The sequence below is a fragment of the Nocardia sp. XZ_19_385 genome (genome assembly GCF_015355755.1).
Lineage (GTDB): Bacteria > Actinomycetota > Actinomycetes > Mycobacteriales > Mycobacteriaceae > Nocardia.
The window spans coordinates 1148572-1163908 of the sequence record NZ_JACVEE010000002.1 but is presented as its reverse complement, the minus strand read 5'-3'; the positions used below and the strand labels follow the sequence as shown (position 1 = coordinate 1163908).

At 67.4% G+C, this 15337-nt stretch carries 14 protein-coding genes and 1 tRNA gene; 6 read left to right on the top strand and 9 right to left on the bottom strand.

Annotated elements, in window-relative coordinates; all coding sequences use genetic code 11:
• The first annotated feature begins 16 nt into the window (after positions 1–16).
• Both IBX22_RS18095 and IBX22_RS18090 read left to right on the top strand, forming a co-directional pair.
• Positions 17–949, top strand: coding sequence for a hypothetical protein (locus tag IBX22_RS18095; protein ID WP_194816721.1), 933 nt, complete (start codon positions 17–19; stop codon positions 947–949).
• A gap of 47 nt (positions 950–996) precedes the next feature.
• Positions 997–3246 (top strand): cation-translocating P-type ATPase, encoded by a 2250-nt coding sequence (locus IBX22_RS18090; RefSeq protein WP_194816720.1) that lies wholly within the window; start codon positions 997–999, stop codon positions 3244–3246.
• A 70-nt stretch (positions 3247–3316) separates the two neighbouring features.
• On the opposite strand, the gene IBX22_RS18085 is transcribed toward IBX22_RS18090, so the two are convergent.
• From IBX22_RS18085 to IBX22_RS18070, 4 genes are all read right to left on the bottom strand, one after another.
• Entirely contained in the window at positions 3317–4273 is a 957-nt protein-coding gene (locus IBX22_RS18085; RefSeq protein ID WP_194816719.1) for a purine nucleoside permease, read from the bottom strand.
• A gap of 67 nt (positions 4274–4340) precedes the next feature.
• A tRNA-Gly gene (locus IBX22_RS18080) sits at positions 4341–4412 on the bottom strand.
• 153 nt (positions 4413–4565) lie between these two features.
• The gene (locus IBX22_RS18075) at positions 4566–5222 is read right to left on the bottom strand and encodes an HAD family hydrolase (protein WP_194816718.1); all 657 of its coding nucleotides are present in this window, start codon (positions 5220–5222) and stop codon (positions 4566–4568) included.
• Positions 5223–5400: 178 nt separating this feature from the next.
• Positions 5401–6261 carry an NAD(P)H-binding protein gene (locus tag IBX22_RS18070; RefSeq protein ID WP_194816717.1) on the bottom strand — a complete coding sequence of 287 codons (861 nt, stop codon included), beginning with the start codon at positions 6259–6261 and terminating at the stop codon, positions 5401–5403.
• Between the two features lie 223 nt (positions 6262–6484).
• On the opposite strand from IBX22_RS18070, the gene IBX22_RS18065 reads away from it, so the two are divergent.
• Positions 6485–7282 carry an AraC family transcriptional regulator gene (locus IBX22_RS18065; RefSeq protein WP_194816716.1) on the top strand — a complete coding sequence of 266 codons (798 nt, stop codon included), beginning with the start codon at positions 6485–6487 and terminating at the stop codon, positions 7280–7282.
• Between the two features lie 40 nt (positions 7283–7322).
• The gene (locus IBX22_RS18060) at positions 7323–7745 is read left to right on the top strand and encodes a PPOX class F420-dependent oxidoreductase (protein WP_194816715.1); all 423 of its coding nucleotides are present in this window, start codon (positions 7323–7325) and stop codon (positions 7743–7745) included.
• Positions 7746–7798: 53 nt separating this feature from the next.
• Here the strand turns inward: IBX22_RS18060 and IBX22_RS18055 are convergent, their stop codons facing one another.
• A complete protein-coding gene (locus IBX22_RS18055) occupies positions 7799–8548 on the bottom strand; it encodes a 1-acyl-sn-glycerol-3-phosphate acyltransferase (protein WP_194817771.1) in 750 nt (249 codons plus the stop codon).
• Between the two features lie 120 nt (positions 8549–8668).
• Between IBX22_RS18055 and IBX22_RS18050 the strand changes: the two genes are divergently transcribed.
• Both IBX22_RS18050 and IBX22_RS18045 read left to right on the top strand, forming a co-directional pair.
• The gene (locus IBX22_RS18050) at positions 8669–9559 is read left to right on the top strand and encodes a hypothetical protein (RefSeq protein ID WP_309234662.1); all 891 of its coding nucleotides are present in this window, start codon (positions 8669–8671) and stop codon (positions 9557–9559) included.
• 40 nt (positions 9560–9599) lie between these two features.
• Complete coding sequence (locus IBX22_RS18045; RefSeq protein WP_194816714.1) at positions 9600–11183, top strand: Rieske 2Fe-2S domain-containing protein; 1584 nt, start codon at positions 9600–9602, stop codon at positions 11181–11183.
• Between the two features lie 54 nt (positions 11184–11237).
• Here the strand turns inward: IBX22_RS18045 and IBX22_RS18040 are convergent, their stop codons facing one another.
• The 4 genes from IBX22_RS18040 to IBX22_RS18025 form a co-directional block, all read right to left on the bottom strand.
• Positions 11238–11591 (bottom strand): calmodulin, encoded by a 354-nt coding sequence (locus IBX22_RS18040; protein ID WP_194816713.1) that lies wholly within the window; start codon positions 11589–11591, stop codon positions 11238–11240.
• A gap of 153 nt (positions 11592–11744) precedes the next feature.
• Positions 11745–12773, bottom strand: coding sequence for a peroxiredoxin (locus IBX22_RS18035; RefSeq protein ID WP_194816712.1), 1029 nt, complete (start codon positions 12771–12773; stop codon positions 11745–11747).
• A gap of 131 nt (positions 12774–12904) precedes the next feature.
• Complete coding sequence (locus tag IBX22_RS18030; protein WP_194816711.1) at positions 12905–13891, bottom strand: DMT family transporter; 987 nt, start codon at positions 13889–13891, stop codon at positions 12905–12907.
• A 147-nt stretch (positions 13892–14038) separates the two neighbouring features.
• Positions 14039–15292, bottom strand: a complete 1254-nt coding sequence (locus IBX22_RS18025; protein WP_194816710.1) for an oxygenase MpaB family protein — start codon at positions 15290–15292, stop codon at positions 14039–14041.
• Between the last annotated feature and the right edge of the window lie 45 nt (positions 15293–15337).

Here is a 15337-nt window from a genome sequence, read left to right as displayed (position 1 = left end):
AAGACGGAGCAATCCGATGAACACCACTACCAAATTCGCCGGTTTCACCCTCGGCCTCGCCGCGGTCTTCGGGATCGCGCTCGGCGCGGGCGCGGTCCTCGGCCCGGAACCGGCCGAACCCGACACCCACGACGCGAACGCCCACGGCGCACCCGCACCGGCGGCGGACCAGTTGCCCGGCGGGCTGATGGCCACCGAGTCCGGCTACACCCTGCGGCTGGACAGCCCGCAGGCCCCCGCCGCCGCCGATGTCCCCGTCCGATTCCGGATCCTCGACAACACAGGACAGCCGGTCACCCGATACACCCGCGCCCACGACAAGGACCTGCACCTGATCGTGGTCCGCCGCGATATGGCCGCTTTCCAGCATGTACACCCGGTGCTCGACAGCACCGGAACCTGGAGCGTTCCGCTGAACCTCAGCCGCGCGGGCGACTATCGAGTCTTCGCCGACTTCACCCCCGAGGGCGGCGAGAACCTGACCTTGGGCAGCGACCTTCGGGTCGCGGGCAATTACGACGCCCGGCCGCTACCCGCCCCGGCGACCACCGCGACCGTCGGCGACTACACCGTCACCCTGAACGGCACCGTCACCCCGGGCGCCGCATCGAAGGTCACCCTCTCGGTCAACCGCAACGGCAAGCCGGTCACCGACCTCCAGCCCTACCTCGGCGCCTACGGCCACCTGGTCGCCCTGCGCGCCGCCGACCTCGCCTACCTGCACGTCCATCCGGAGGGTGAACCCGGCGACGGCGTCACCCCGCCGGGCCCCGGCATCACCTTCTTCGTGACGGCCCCGAGCGCCGGCGACTACCGCCTGTTCCTCGACTTCCAGCACGAAGGCGTGGTCCGCACCGCCGAATTCACCGTCAGCGTCGGCACGAACGAGGCGGCCCCATCCGCCCCGGCCCACGCTCCCGAACCCGCCCAACCCGGCCACGGGCACTGAGCACGATGCACCGCCGCTGAACCACTTTTCCCAGAAAGGAACCTACGATGACCACCGTGACACAACCGTCCGCCGGACAGGTCGAATTGGTGATCGGCGGGATGACCTGCGCGTCGTGCGCCAACCGTATCGAGAAGAAACTCAACAAACTCGACGGCGTCACCGCCACGGTGAATTACGCGACCGAAAAGGCCCGCGTCGATTTCACCGGCGATATTTCGCCCGCGGATTTGATCGCCACGGTCGAGCAGACCGGGTACACCGCGACCTTGCCCGCTCCCCCGGTTCCGGAGCCGGAAAAGAGTGCGGCCGAGCCGGACCCGACCGCGTCCTTGCGGACTCGGCTGCTGGTCTCGCTGATACTCACCATTCCAGTGATCGCCATGGCGATGATCCCGGCACTGCAGTTCACCAACTGGCAGTGGCTGTCGCTGACCCTGGCCGCGCCGGTGGTGGTGTGGGGCGCGCTGCCGTTCCACCGCGCCGCCTGGACCAATTTGCGGCACGGCGCCGCCACCATGGACACCCTGGTGTCGATGGGCACGATCGCCGCGTTCGCGTGGTCGCTGTACGCGCTGTTCTGGGGCACCGCCGGCACGCCCGGCATGAAGCACCCGTTCGAATTCACCATCTCCCGGATGGACGGCACCGGCAATATCTACCTCGAAGCCGCCGCCGGTGTGACCGTGTTCATCCTGGCTGGACGCTACTTCGAGGCGCGCTCCAAGCGCCGCGCCGGTGCGGCGCTGCGGGCGTTGCTCGAGCTGGGCGCCAAGGAAGTCTCGGTGCTTCGCAACGGCTCCGAGCAGCGAATCCCGGTGGAGCAGTTGGCTGTCGGTGACCAGTTCGTGGTTCGACCGGGTGAGAAGATCGCGACCGACGGCGTGGTGGTCGAGGGTTCGTCGGCGGTCGACGCGTCCATGCTGACCGGCGAATCGGTGCCCGTCGAGGTCGCACCCGACGACACCGTGGTCGGCGCGACCGTCAATGTCGGCGGCCGGATCGTGGTGCGCGCCACCAGGATCGGCTCCGACACCCAGCTGGCGCAGATGGCGCGTCTGGTCGAGGACGCGCAGACCGGCAAGGCCCAGGCCCAACGCCTGGCCGACAAGATCTCCGGGATCTTCGTGCCCATCGTGATCGCCTTGGCGGTGGCGACGCTCGGATTCTGGCTCGGCACCGGCGGTTCCGTCGCCGCGGCCTTCACCGCCGCGGTCGCGGTCCTGATCATCGCCTGCCCCTGCGCCCTGGGCCTGGCCACGCCGACCGCGCTGATGGTCGGCACCGGACGCGGCGCGCAGCTCGGCATCCTGATCAAGGGTCCCGAGGTGCTGGAATCGACCCGGCGCGTGGACACCATCGTGCTGGACAAGACCGGCACCGTCACCACCGGCAAGATGACTCTGCTCGATGTCATCCCCGCCGCGGGTGAGGATGCCACCGAGGTGCTGAAACTGGCAGGCGCACTGGAGGATTCGTCGGAACACCCGATCGCCCAAGCCATCGCCAAGGGTGCCCGTGACAAGGTCGGCGCGCTGCAGCCGGTGCAGGACTTCGCGAATATCGAGGGCCTCGGCGTGCAGGGCATGGTGGACGAGCACGCGGTGCTCGTTGGCCGGGTCCGGTTGCTCGCCGACTGGTCCCAGCACCTGGACGCCGATCTGGAACGCGCCGTCCACACCGCCGAAGCCGAAGGCAAAACCGCCGTCGCCGTCGGCTGGGACGGCAAGGCCCGCGGTGTCCTGGTGGTCGCCGACGCGGTGAAACCCACCTCCGCCGAAGCGATTTCGCAACTGAAGGCGCTCGGCCTGACCCCCATCATGCTGACCGGCGACAACGCCGCCGCCGCCCGCACCATCGCGGACGAGGTCGGCATCGACGAGGTCATCGCGGAGGTCATGCCGCAGGACAAGGTCGACACCGTCAAGCGCCTGCAAGCCGAAGGCAAGGTCGTCGCCATGGTCGGCGACGGTGTCAACGACGCCGCGGCCCTCGCCCAAGCGGACCTCGGCCTGGCCATGGGCACCGGCACCGACGTCGCCATCGAAGCCAGCGACCTCACCCTGGTCCGCGGCGACCTGCGGGCAGCGGTGGACGCGATCCGCCTGTCCCGCAAGACCCTCGGCACCATCAAGGGCAACCTGTTCTGGGCCTTCGCCTACAACATCGCCATGATCCCCTTGGCGATGGCCGGCCTCCTGAACCCGATGCTCGCCGGCGCCGCCATGGCGTTCAGCTCCGTCTTCGTAGTCACCAACAGCCTGCGCCTGCGCGGCTTCCGCTCCACCGCCCGGTAACCCATCGATAAGCGGGACATGACCGAGGTAAACGCCGAGAGGCGGCCTCGGTCATGTCCCACTTCGGTTTTCAGCGGCTGGGTGGGCGGTTGCGGAGGAGGTGGTCGGCTACCTGGCGGCCGAGGGTGTAGAGGTTTTCCAGGGCGAGGCGGAAGCCGTCGCCGGTGGCGTCGAGGTGTTGGACGACGGTTTGGCCGGGGTGGGGTTGGTCGAAGTTGCTGATGGTGCGCAGGGAGAGGTAGCGGTTGAGGTAGCCGTGGCGGGACAGGGCGGTGGCGGTGGCGTTGTCTTCCATTTGGGTGGTGCAGTAGGTGCCTTCGCCCTGGGTGCGGACGTCCATGATGTGGCGGGCGGTGTCGGAGGGTTGTTTGCCGGAAAAGTAGTCGTCGCCGGTCATGGTGTCGCACTTCATGACCGAGGGGGTGCGGCCGACTTGCTCGGGGTATGCGGCGCGTTCGGCGGCTGCGGCGTCGCTGTCGGCCAGCCTGGTCTTCTCGGTGAGGCGGAACGCGGTGTCGACCAGGGCGTCGTCGAGGTGGTAGGCGGCGGTGTCGTACTTCTCGACCGGGCGGAAGCCGAAGGGCACTTCCGGCGCCTCGGTGGGGTCGAGGTGGTTGCCGAGGTCGAAGTCGACGACCCAGCGGGCCCAGGCCGCGGAGCCGAGCGTGCCCTGGTCGGGCGGGGTGCCGGCGATGCCGGTGGTGAGGAAGTAGGCGCGGGAGAAGTCGAATTTCGGGCTGCTCAGCACGGCCGTCATGGTGGTGGCGGCGTTGGATTTCCCCTGCCCGGTCTCGATGACGCACAACCCGTCGGAGTTGCACTGCACCGGCTTGTCGACGGTCGGCAGCTTCACGCTGATCGGCAGTGACTCCCGGCTCAGCCAGGCCTGGTGCTCGGGGTCGAACATGGTGATGATCAGCACGCCGACATCGAGCTTGTCCTCGGACTTGTCGTCCCCGGCACAACCCGCGACCAGCGCGCCGGCCGCGGTCACAGCCGCAGCAATCTTCCAGCAACGTAGCGTCATCGCGCGATCGTATGCCGCGACAGGCTGGAATGAGCGGACCTGAGATGGTCCAGTATTCGAAGAAGAGAGCGGATGACGAGATTCGAACTCGCGACCCTCACCTTGGCAAGGTGATGCGCTACCACTGCGCCACATCCGCATGCCCTCCGGTACCGGAAAACCGGCACCATCGTGCGAACGAGAACTTTAGCCGCTCGGTGCCGAATATTGAAATCCGCTGGTCACAGCTGTGACGCAGACCTCCGGATCTGGGCGGCGCCGTCGCGGGTGCCGCGGGTGCCCGGTGGTTCGGTCACGGCGTCGAGGGGGCGAGCAGGTCCGGGAGAGCATCGAGGTTGTCGATAACTGTTCCGTAGCGGGTGGCTTGGGGCAGTTCGGCGTGCAAGTAGCCCCAGGGGCCGCGGCGGATCAGGACCGGCTTCATGCCCGCGGCGTGCGCGGGGAGGACGTCGTTGTCGATGCGGTCGCCGACGTAGCAGATCTGCGTGGGACGGGCGCCCGCCACTTCGGCGACCTTCAGGAAGAACTTCGGGTCCGGCTTGTGCAGATCCCATTCGTCGGAGGTGTAGATGCCGTCCACCGGCAGATCCATCCGCTCCAGGGCCGACTTCGCCTGCGGTGGCTGGTTTCCCGCGACGATCACCTGCAGCCCGCGGCTCCGCAGCTCACCCAGCGCGCGACGCACATCCGGATACAGGTCCTCGGCATCGAAGTTGACCCGCAGGCTGTCGGGTTCGTCTGCGGCCCAAGCGATTTGCTCCGCCGCCACGTCGATCCCCGGCGACACCAATTCGAAGGCATCGGTGAGCGGCCGGCCCGTCGCCGCCATCCCGCCGATCACACCGAGCAACGCGAACCGCGGCACACCGAGCCGGTCGGCCCACCGGCACCAGATCCGCGTCTCGTCGATCAGTGTCTCGCCGACGTCGAACACCACCACCTTGATCATCAGGCCAGCGTATCGGTGCGCATGGCGACCACACGCCGGATCCCACCGCACTGGGCGGTTCAGCGAAGGTGGCGGTGTGCAGCGGGCCGACTCCGGTATGCAAACCGTGCAGAATTCGCCGGAAAGTGCTCGAATCAACCGGATTCACAGAGATCTGCACGATCTGCATAGCCTCCGATCACCCCCGTTCGGGAGTGAAGGCGGCGGCGTTCGCCGCGACCCAGTCGGCGTAGGTGTGGGGTGGGCGGCCGAGAACGGACTGGACGTCGTCGGTGAGCACGGCATTGCCGCCGCCGCGGACATACTCCTGGCCCGCGAGCGCGCCCTCGACATACTGCGGCGACATGCCCGCGGCCCGCATGTGTTCGGCAGCAACGGAATGCGGGATGTCCGCGACGTCGACCGGGCGGCCGAGGCCGTCGGCGAGGATGGCGGCCTGGTCCGGTCCGCTGAGCAGTTCGGGGCCGGTGAGGGTGTAGAGGCGGCCCGAATGCGCCGATGAGACAAGCGCTTCCACCGCGACGGCGGCGATGTCGCGCGGATCGATGACGCCCTGGGTCCCGGTGCCGGTGAGGTTGGGGACCGGCTGACCGGAGCGGACGGCGTCGGCCCAGCTCAGGGTGTTGGTGGCAAATGAGCTGGGGCGCAGGATGGTCCATTCCAAACCGCTGTCCCGAACGGCGTTCTCGCCCGGCAGATGCCAGGTGCTGAAGTCGCCCAGGCCCGGCTCCCCGGTGCCGATCGCGGACAGTTTCACAATCCGGCGCACCCCCGCGGCCCGCGCGGTGTCGACCAGCGCCCGATCGGTGTCGGCATCATCAGGACCGAGCACACTGACCAGGAACACCGCTTCGGCTCCCGCCATCGCGGCAGCCATCGACGCACCGTCGGTGTAATCACCGCGCACCACCTCGACACCGTCCGGAACCTGCGCCTGCGCCGGATCACGCGTCACTGCACGCACTTTCACCTCACGTCCCGCCAACTGCCGAACGATCTCACTGCCGATAGTGCCCGTAGCACCGGTAACCAGAATCATGGATCCGAGCCTGCCGCCACACACCCCTTCGCCTATAGGAGAATTCGGCACGGTCAGCACGGCGGAGGTTCTCTACAGTGGGTCCGGTGAGCACGCTGCAACTTCTCGCGCCGGAGACCGGCCCAACACCGGCGACGGCAACGTGACCGCGGCGCTGCGATCCGCGAGACCATCGGTCACGGACGATACGAGCGAGGCGCGACCCGCGGAACTCGGCGCAGGGATGGCGCGCCTGAATGTGCTGACCGCGGATCTCGTCGAGTCGACCGTGCGGGCTCCGGAGTCGTTGCGGCCGTGGATCACCGAGCTCGGCCACATTCCCACGGTGACCGACGTGTCCGCACCGTTCACTCATATCCCGCATACCGCGACGACTATCGTGTTGCGCACCGAACAGTCCGGCCGCCGCAACGCGCTTGTGCTCGGCCCGCAGACCCGGGCCACCTACTCGGTGAGCGACAAACCCGCTGGTTGCATGCGCCTACGCCTCGCACCGGGCGCTACCCGCCAACTCCTCGGCGTTCCCGCCGTCGATCTGGCCGATCGGGTGTTCCGTCTCGCCGATCTACCCGGTGTCGCCGCCGATCTCGTCACCGAGCTTTCCGAGCTCGCGCCGGAAGACGTGTTCCCTTTCCTGGAAACTGCCCTCCCGAAGCGTCTCTCCGACAACCCCACCGACCTCACCCACCGCCGACTGCTCCACGCCGCGGTCGAAACCCTCTCCGCCGCGACAACTCCGGTGCACACGCTCGCCACCGACCTGTCCGTCAGCGAACGCCAACTCCGCAACCTCTTCACCGCGGGCGTCGGTGTCTCCCCCAAACACTTCGCCCGCATCGGCCGAGTCCGCACCGTGCTCGCCCACGCCGGTAACACCCCTTGGGCTCAAATCGCCGCGAATTCGGGTTACTACGACCAATCCCACATGACCGCCGACTTCCGAACCCTCATGGGCGTCCCACCAGCCAAGTTCATCCAGGGACACCTCCCCGCCCCGACTCCTTGCAAAGCGCCTGCCTGACCGCAGGAATGAATCCCGTCGACGGGTGTTGGTAGTACGCATGCGACTCGATGATTCCGCACGTGAACTGATCGGCGCGGGGGTTGATGCGACGCTGGTGACGATCAATGCCGACGGCAGCCCGCAAGTTTCCGTGGTGTGGATTGCCTTCCAGGAAACGCCGGACGGCGACGAGCTGGTGACGGCGCACCTGGGCGAATACCTGAAAGTGCGCAACGTACGGCGCGACAGCCGGGTAGCGGTGACGATCCTGTCCAAGGAACCCGGCGAGCTGATGCGCCCCTACCTGGCGATCAAGGGCACCGCCCGCATCGTCGAAGGTGGCGCCCCCGAACTACTTACAGAGCTGGCACAAACCCTCGCCAGCCCCGACGTCGACTTCCCCCCGAAAGACGCCCCTCCAGGCCTCCTGACCCGCATCCGCATCGACAAAGTCGGCGGCATCGGCCCCTGGGCTTCCTAGAAGTGGGACATCGGCGAGGGCGCTACTCGGCGTTCCCCTCGCTCATGTCCCGCCTACTCGTCGGCTGATTCCCTGCGGGCGGCGCGTTCGGCGATTTCGGCGGCGTCGAGGGCGTCGGCTTCCTCGAGGGTGGGGGCGCTGCCGCCGAGGCGGGCCGGAACCCAGTACGCGCCGGGCTCGTGGATGTAGTCCTGCTGCAGGTCCAGCAGCATTGCCTGCATGGTGGAGCGGAGTTCCGCGGTGAATTCCGCGGCCGGCTCGTAGGGCTGGATCGGTTTGCCGACGGCGATGGAGATCGGGGTGTTGGTGCGGCCCAGACGCTTCGGGAAGCCCTTGGTCCACACCCGCTGCGCGCCCCAGATGACGATCGGGATCACCGGAACCCCGGATTCGATGGCCATGCGGGCCGCGCCGGACTTGAATTCCTTGATCTCGAAGCTGCGGCTGATCGTCGCCTCGGGGTACACGCCGACCAGTTCACCGCGCTTCAGGTAGTCGACGGCGGCCTTGTAGGAGTCGGCGCCGGCACCCCGGTCCACCGGAATGTGCTTGAGCGCCCGCATGATCGGGCCGGAGATCGAGTTGTCGAAAACTTCCTTCTTGGCCATGAACCGGATGTAGCGCTTGGGGGTGCGCACGGGCAGGCCGGCATAGGTGAAGTCCATGTAGCCGGTGTGGTTGACCGCGAGCACGGCGCCACCCGAGGCGGGGATGTTCTCCGCGCCCTTGACAGTGAACTTCAGACCTTCGACGAAGAAGACGGTGCGGGCAAGCCCGATGATCGTCCGGTAGACGGGTTCCACAAGTCCGCTAGCGTAGTCGCACCACTCCGGATCCGGCAGGGTCGGGCAGCAGTAGCGCGGCGGCACCCCATACGGCAAAGTGAGCACCGCAATTCCGAGTGAAGGAAGAGGATCGTCGAAGTGGAACGCGCTCGGCTGAAATCGCCTGTCCGCCAACGGAACACCCAACGCGACCGGCGTGCGTCGCTGAGCGGTCTGGCGGTAGCCGGGGCATTTCTGCTCGCCGGTTGTGATTCCGTCGCCGGAATTCCCGGGGACGAACCCGGTCCCGTTGTCTCGCAGGCACACACCACGCCACCGGCCGCGATCCCTGCGCCGGTCACCCCGACCCTGGCCCCGCCGCCCGCGGACGCTCCGCCGGTCGGCGCGGTCCCCGGCGTGCCCGAGGCCGCGCCCGCGCTGCAGCGCTGGGCCGCGGATCTGAGCTCGAAAACCCTTGCCGAGCTGCAGGACAAGTGCTGGATCATCCCACCGCGGAGCGCGCAGGAGATGTACGCCGACGAGGCGACCATCCTGGAAGCGCTCGCCAAGCCGGGCACCGCGACCAAGAACACGGTGACCTGGAAGAGCGCCGACGCGACCGTCACCGCCGAACGGGACGCGGTCACATCGGGTTACGCCTGCCCGCGCGTTTTCCCGGCGGGGGCACAGGTCGGCTATGACGACGCCGACGCCCGGCACACGGTTCGCCGGTATCTCTCCCGGTTCGTCGGCAGCCCGCTCGACCCCGCCGACAAAGAGGGCGACTACCCGCTGCTCTGCAACGCGAACCCGGCCAGCTGGGACCCGAACGGCACCGGCAAACCCATCCCCGCGCCCCTGTTCAACAACTCCGGCCGCCTCACCGGCACCACCAAGTTCGCCGATCAGCAGATCGGTTCCGAACGCTTGCGCGGGGACTACATCGCCGTAACCGTGCCGGTCACCAATTCCTCGGGCGCCACCCAGACCCGCACATTCACCCTGGTCGAACAGCCGGAGGGGTACTGCATCGGGGATGTTTCGGGCTAGCCGTACCCTGGATGACTGGTAACGGTAGGAGGAGCAGCTCGTGCAGATCACCAGCGTCGGACACGCCGGATTCCACATCCGCACCGCGGCCGGGACGATCCTTTGCGATCCCTGGGTCAATCCCGCGTATTTCGGGTCGTGGTTCCCGTTCCCCGACAACACCCGGCTGGACTGGGACGAGCTGGGCAATTGCGATTTCCTCTACGTCTCCCACCTGCACCGCGACCACTTCGACGCGAAACTGCTGGCCGAGAAGGTCAACAAGGACGCGACCGTGCTGCTGCCGGACTATCCGGTGCCGGATCTGCGCCGGGAACTGGTGAAGCTGGGTTTCCACCGGTTCTTCGAGACCGAGGATTCGACCAAGCACTCGCTGAAGGGTCTGCCCTGGCGCGCCGAAGTCCCCGAGGACACCGAGCTCGACATCATGATCGTGGCGTTGCGCGCACCCGCCGACGGCCCGATCGGTGACTCCGGCCTGATCGTCTCCGACGGCGAGACCACCTGTTTCAACATGAACGACGCCCGGCCCGTCGACATGGATGTGATCCACGACTCGTTCGGCCACATCGACATTCATCTGCTGCAGTACTCGGGGGCCATCTGGTACCCGATGGTCTACGACATCCCGTCGCGCACCAAGTCGAACTTCGGTAAGCAGAAGCGCCAGCGCGGTATGGACCGGGCGCGCAGCTACATCGAGCAGGTCGGCGCGACCTGGGTGGTGCCGTCGGCCGGTCCGCCGGTGTTCCTCGACGACGAACTGCGCTACCTCAACGACGATCGCGGCGACGAGGGCAACATCTTCCCGGATCAGATGACGTTCCTGGAGCAGATGCAGATCCACGGCAACGCGGGCGGGATCCTGATGATCCCGGGTTCGGTCGCGGAGGTGCACGGCAAGGATCTCTCGGGGCTGACGCATCCGAGTGATCCGGCGGCGATCTACGACCACAAAGCCGACTACATCGCGGACATGGCGCAGCGCCTCGCGCCCGTGCTGGCCGCCGAAAAGGCCTCCTGGGCAACGGGTTCCGAGCCGTTCCTGGAACGGCTGAAGGCGCTGTTCGAGCCGATCATGGCGCAGTCGGACCTGATCTGCGACGGTATCGGTTACCCCGTCGGCCTGGTGCTCGGCGACGAGACCGTGGTGCTGGACTTCCCGAAGCGTGTGGTGCGCGCGCCCATCGAGGGCGAAGGCAAGTACCGCTACGGTTTCCGCATCGCGCCGGAGCTCGTGCGCACGGTGCTGCGCGACAACGAACCGGACTGGGTGAACACCATCTTCCTGTCCACCCGCTTCCAGGCGTGGCGCATCGGCGGGTACAACGAATTCCTCTACACGTTCTTCAAATGCCTCACCGATGAGCGCATCGCCTACGCCGACGGCTGGTTCTCCGAGGCGCACGACGACACCGCGTCCACCGAACTCGGTGGCTACGAGGTGCAGCGCCGCTGCCCGCACCTGAAAGCGGATCTGTCCAAATTCGGTGTGGTGGAAGGAAATACCCTCACCTGCAATTTGCACGGGTGGCAATGGGATCTGGAGTCGGGGCGCTGCAAGACCTCCAAGGGACACGAGCTGCGCTCGCGCCGACTCGACGAGACCGCTACCAATAGCTGACGCGCCGATCCGGCCGGCACCCTCGCGGTACCGGCCGGAGGCGGAAGCACAGCCTCAGCTCTGGACCTCCGAGTCCTGGAGTTCACGCGTGAGACGCGAGGACCACGGGCACCAGAAGCAGCCCGGTAGGAACGCGCCGCACGCCTCGTCGAGGTAATCCTCGGTGTATTGAATGCTGGCGTCGCAGACCTCGATGGCCATGGTGAAGAAGGTGATGGTGTCCGGGTCGAAGGTGAAGGACCAGCCCGGGTTGTAGGGCTCCGACCGCTTCCGGATCTTTCCCATCACATGCGTCGACATCGTTTCCTCGCCGGAAATAATGCGACGCGCCTCCTGGATTCGCTGTTCATTGTTCAGTTTGAAGACGAATTCTTTACCGGAGTAGTCGGTAAAAGCGAAGTAAGCCATGGCATTTCCTCTCGGCCGAGCGATCTTCCGGAAAAACCTGCCCTCCGATGGTAAGCCGCCGTCGCGCTCCACTTCTCACGAAATCGATTGTGCGCCAACAGATTTAAGATACCGGCCCGTTTTGTCCGATTGAAACGGCGGCGGCGAGATCAGCTACCGCCGGTCCGGTACCCGCTGCCCGTTTTGTCTCGGGACCGGCTGCCGCCCCGTGTTTTTCGCCTGCATGATCAGCTCTCGCACCGCCATGGCGCCGCGGGCGACTTGGCCGGCAATCCGACCGTCCGCTCTGATCAGCACGCCCGACGGCGTCCCCCGCACCCGGTAACGCAGTGCGGCCTCATTGCCCTGCTGCACCAGGACCGGAATCGCACCGAGCCCCTGCTCCGCGCCCCAGCGCGCGTGCTCCGCCAGATCTCCATTGCCCACCACGGCAATTCGCAGCGCTTGTTCGGTGCGCTGCTGCCATCGTGGCAACTCCCGGGCCAGCGCCGCACACATTTCACAGCCGGGATGTACGAAGACCAGCAGCACCTGGCGGTCGTGCGCCAGCAACTCCGCCAAGCTCACCCGATCACCCGCGGTCCCGAGCAACTCGAACTCCGGCGCCACCGCCCCCACCGGCAGCCCCTCCGCTCCCAGTGTCGACAAGGCCTGCTCATCCAGTCGCCACCGCAGCGTCTGCACCTGCCCGAACCCCCACACCAGCAAAGCGGCCAGCACCGCGACCACAACCAGCCCGACGGCGTGATCCGCGGGCAACTCCCCCGGAACGCCCTGATACACCACCGAACCCACCGCGGCGAGCACCGTGAACAGCATCAACACCGCATTGCGCACCAGCGTCCGTCGTCCGATCGGCGCACTGCCGGCCGCGCCGAAACACGAACAGGCGGGCCGTTTCCCCTGCGCCAGCAACCTGGCCATCGCGGCGGTGAACACCGCCAAGACCAGCAGCGCGGCCACAGCCGCCCCCACCGCGGTCCACGGCGCCAGCACTCCCACCGCCAAGCCCGCCTCCAGCACCGGCAACGCCCACGCCACCGCCGGTCCCCATCGGACCGGCACGCCGAAATCGACCACCGCCTGCCGGGCCCCCACCCGATCCGCCAGCTTTCCCCAAGCCGCCAGCCCGAACACCACAGCCAGCCCCAACCGCACGACCCACACCCCGTACTCGGCCATTCCCGCACCATCCCACACCTGATGCGGTGTTGAATCATGAATGGCAAGAACGCTTTTCGCCGCAGACGGCACCTGACCGTACGGTTTGGCATACCCAGGACCAGTGCGGACCGCAGGGATGCCACGTCAGCTCATGGCGACCGCATGGGTTGCGGTTCGGCCGGTCCGGATCGGCGAGCGGCGATGACGACCGCCGCCAGCGTCAGCAGACAGCCGAGTACCGAGAGTGGTGACAGGCCCGCGCCGGTCGGTGTCAGCAGGTCGAGAGCCAGTGCAGCTATGAGCTGACCCGCCACCGACGTGAGTCCGAACAGCAAGACACTGATCCACCGCACGGTCAGCGCTGCCAGCGCGATGAAAGCGACACCGATCAGTCCACCGAGGTAAAGCCATGGGGTGGTGGGTAATTCAGCTGGTCCCCCGATGGTGACCAGGACCAGCGATTCGATCGCGAGCAACGCGATCAGTCCCACGCCGAAGTTCGCCAACGTGGCCGAGAACGGCCCGCCGACCGCACCCACTCGCCCGTTCACAGCCTGCTGCCACGCCAGCCCGATTCCCGCCACCGCAGGCATCACGATGAGCAGCACCGCAGGAACGTTCCGCAGCGAATCCGGCAACGCGAGCCCACCGCCCGACCCACCGGACCGATGCAGCCCCGCCAGCAGCACGGCACCCACCGCCAGCACCGCACCACCAATCCGCATGGCAGTCACCGGAGTACGTCCACTGGGCGCCAGCCCGAGCCGATCCACCACCAAACTGCTCACCAACTGCCCCGCCACCGCCGCCACCGTAAACGCGGTAACCCCGATCGCCGCCACCGTCAGCCCCTGACAAGCAACGAACAATGCCCCGAACAACCCGCCAAGCAACTGCCAAGGCCGCAACTCCCCCTCGGCCAGCCCCCGCCGCATCCGACCGAACCCAGCCCGCAACCGCCCACTGACCGCGAACGCCACCCCCAACGCCACCAGCCCGACCGCGAAACTGACACCCGCCGCAGCGATCCCATCATGCAGCCGCGCCCCCAGCGCCCCATTGATCCGACTCTGCACCGCCACCCCGGCCCCGATACAAAACCCGAACACCACCCCCAACCGCGTCCGCCCATTCACTCCCGCACGGTACCGCCGCCCGTCGAAACCGCCCCGCGCCGACACTTCGCCCGCCAGTCATCGGCCGCCTGGGTGGCTTCCGTTGATGCTTCGCCCTGCCAGTCAGCTGACAGGGCGGCGAAGCGACGGACTGCGTTGTGCGAGCGCTCAGCCCGCGCGGAGGGCGGGGCGGGCGTAGGTGTCGTGGCGGGCGTAGGTGCGGTCGCCGCCGTTGCGGGCGATGGAGCCGCGGACCAGGCGGGTGCGGATGCGGGCGCCGAGGTTTTCCTGGAAGCGGGTGGCGCCGGGGATGAGCTGGCGGGGGATTTCGAGGGCGCCGTTGACGACGGCGGTGGCCAGGACGGCGGACTTGAAGAGGGTGCGGTCGGGCAGGCCGAGGAAGTCGGAGTTGCTGGGGCCGAGGACGATTCGGCTGTAGGCGGCCATGTATTGGGTGACCATGCGGCGGAAGGTGCGCTGGGCGATGGTGTCGGTGCCGACGAAGAGGCCGCCGGCGGCGGGCAGCAGGGCTTGGGCCAGGAGCCGGGAATCGTTGTCGGGGATGAATTCGGTGTCGGCGAGGATCCAGAAGGCGCGCCAGGTGTCGGTTTCGTTGGTGGGCAGGATTTCCTGGTCGATGCCGAGCAGGAAACCGACGTAGCGCCACAGGTGGAAGACCGACTCCTTCTCGGTGGCCGAGAAGCGGAGGCCGAGGGCTTGTGCGCCAACGAGATTCGCCATGGAGAACAGGGTCAGGGTGCCGACGGTGAGTACCTGGTTGATCGGCTGGTCCCAGGCGTCGTAATCCCAGTCGGGGCGGTGGTTCATGCCGGAACGCACCAGCGCGTGCATCAACCGCACCCGCAGCACGCTCTTGTAGCCGACCGCTTGCCGATCCAGTTGGCCGGGCGTGGTGACATCGAGCCACCACTGGGTGGTTTCGGCCAGCCGACGCGGCGCCATAGCGTCCAGGTCGCCGGTGCCGACCAGGGTCTTGTCGGCGCGGGACGCGAGGTAGCCGCCCATCAATGCGAACATGCCCATCGCGATGCCGCCCCACACGCCGGTGCGGCCCACCACCCGGGCGCCACGCTCGATCTTGGCCCGATCCAGCCAGTACGGCTCCGACTCCACCTGGTCGAAGAAAGCCCGCAACTCGGCGGGCGCATCCGGCACGGCGTCGACCCCGCGCTCCACCGCGATCTCGAACATCCGCCGGCCCTCCCCGACCGGCAACCGCTTGATCATGGCGACCACGTCATCGGCCAGTGGGTCCCCGACCTGCGCGAACTTCCGGAACGAATCCCGCTGCTCCGCGGTGCACCGCAGATCCCCGGGCGAGAACACCGGCACCGCGTACTTGAACGGGAACTCGGTGAACAGCGGCGGAGTCGGCAGGAAGTTCCGGTTGTCATGCGCCATTGCATTGCACCCATCGGCTCGAAACGGTCCGCACCCGACCCCATC

What these genes read in the sequence shown, in the direction of transcription:
- IBX22_RS18025 (WP_194816710.1), bottom strand. Translation starts at nt 15,292, where the DNA reads ATGGCGCATGACAACCGGAACTTCCTGCCGACTCCGCCGCTGTTCACC.
- IBX22_RS18040 (WP_194816713.1), bottom strand. Translation starts at nt 11,591, where the DNA reads ATGGCTTACTTCGCTTTTACCGACTACTCCGGTAAAGAATTCGTCTTC.
- IBX22_RS18085 (WP_194816719.1), bottom strand. Translation starts at nt 4,273, where the DNA reads ATGACGCTACGTTGCTGGAAGATTGCTGCGGCTGTGACCGCGGCCGGC.
- IBX22_RS18070 (WP_194816717.1), bottom strand. Translation starts at nt 6,261, where the DNA reads ATGATTCTGGTTACCGGTGCTACGGGCACTATCGGCAGTGAGATCGTT.
- IBX22_RS18065 (WP_194816716.1), top strand. Translation starts at nt 6,485, where the DNA reads ATGGCGCGCCTGAATGTGCTGACCGCGGATCTCGTCGAGTCGACCGTG.
- IBX22_RS18095 (WP_194816721.1), top strand. Translation starts at nt 17, where the DNA reads ATGAACACCACTACCAAATTCGCCGGTTTCACCCTCGGCCTCGCCGCG.
- IBX22_RS18060 (WP_194816715.1), top strand. Translation starts at nt 7,323, where the DNA reads ATGCGACTCGATGATTCCGCACGTGAACTGATCGGCGCGGGGGTTGAT.
- IBX22_RS18090 (WP_194816720.1), top strand. Translation starts at nt 997, where the DNA reads ATGACCACCGTGACACAACCGTCCGCCGGACAGGTCGAATTGGTGATC.
- IBX22_RS18075 (WP_194816718.1), bottom strand. Translation starts at nt 5,222, where the DNA reads ATGATCAAGGTGGTGGTGTTCGACGTCGGCGAGACACTGATCGACGAG.
- IBX22_RS18035 (WP_194816712.1), bottom strand. Translation starts at nt 12,773, where the DNA reads ATGGCCGAGTACGGGGTGTGGGTCGTGCGGTTGGGGCTGGCTGTGGTG.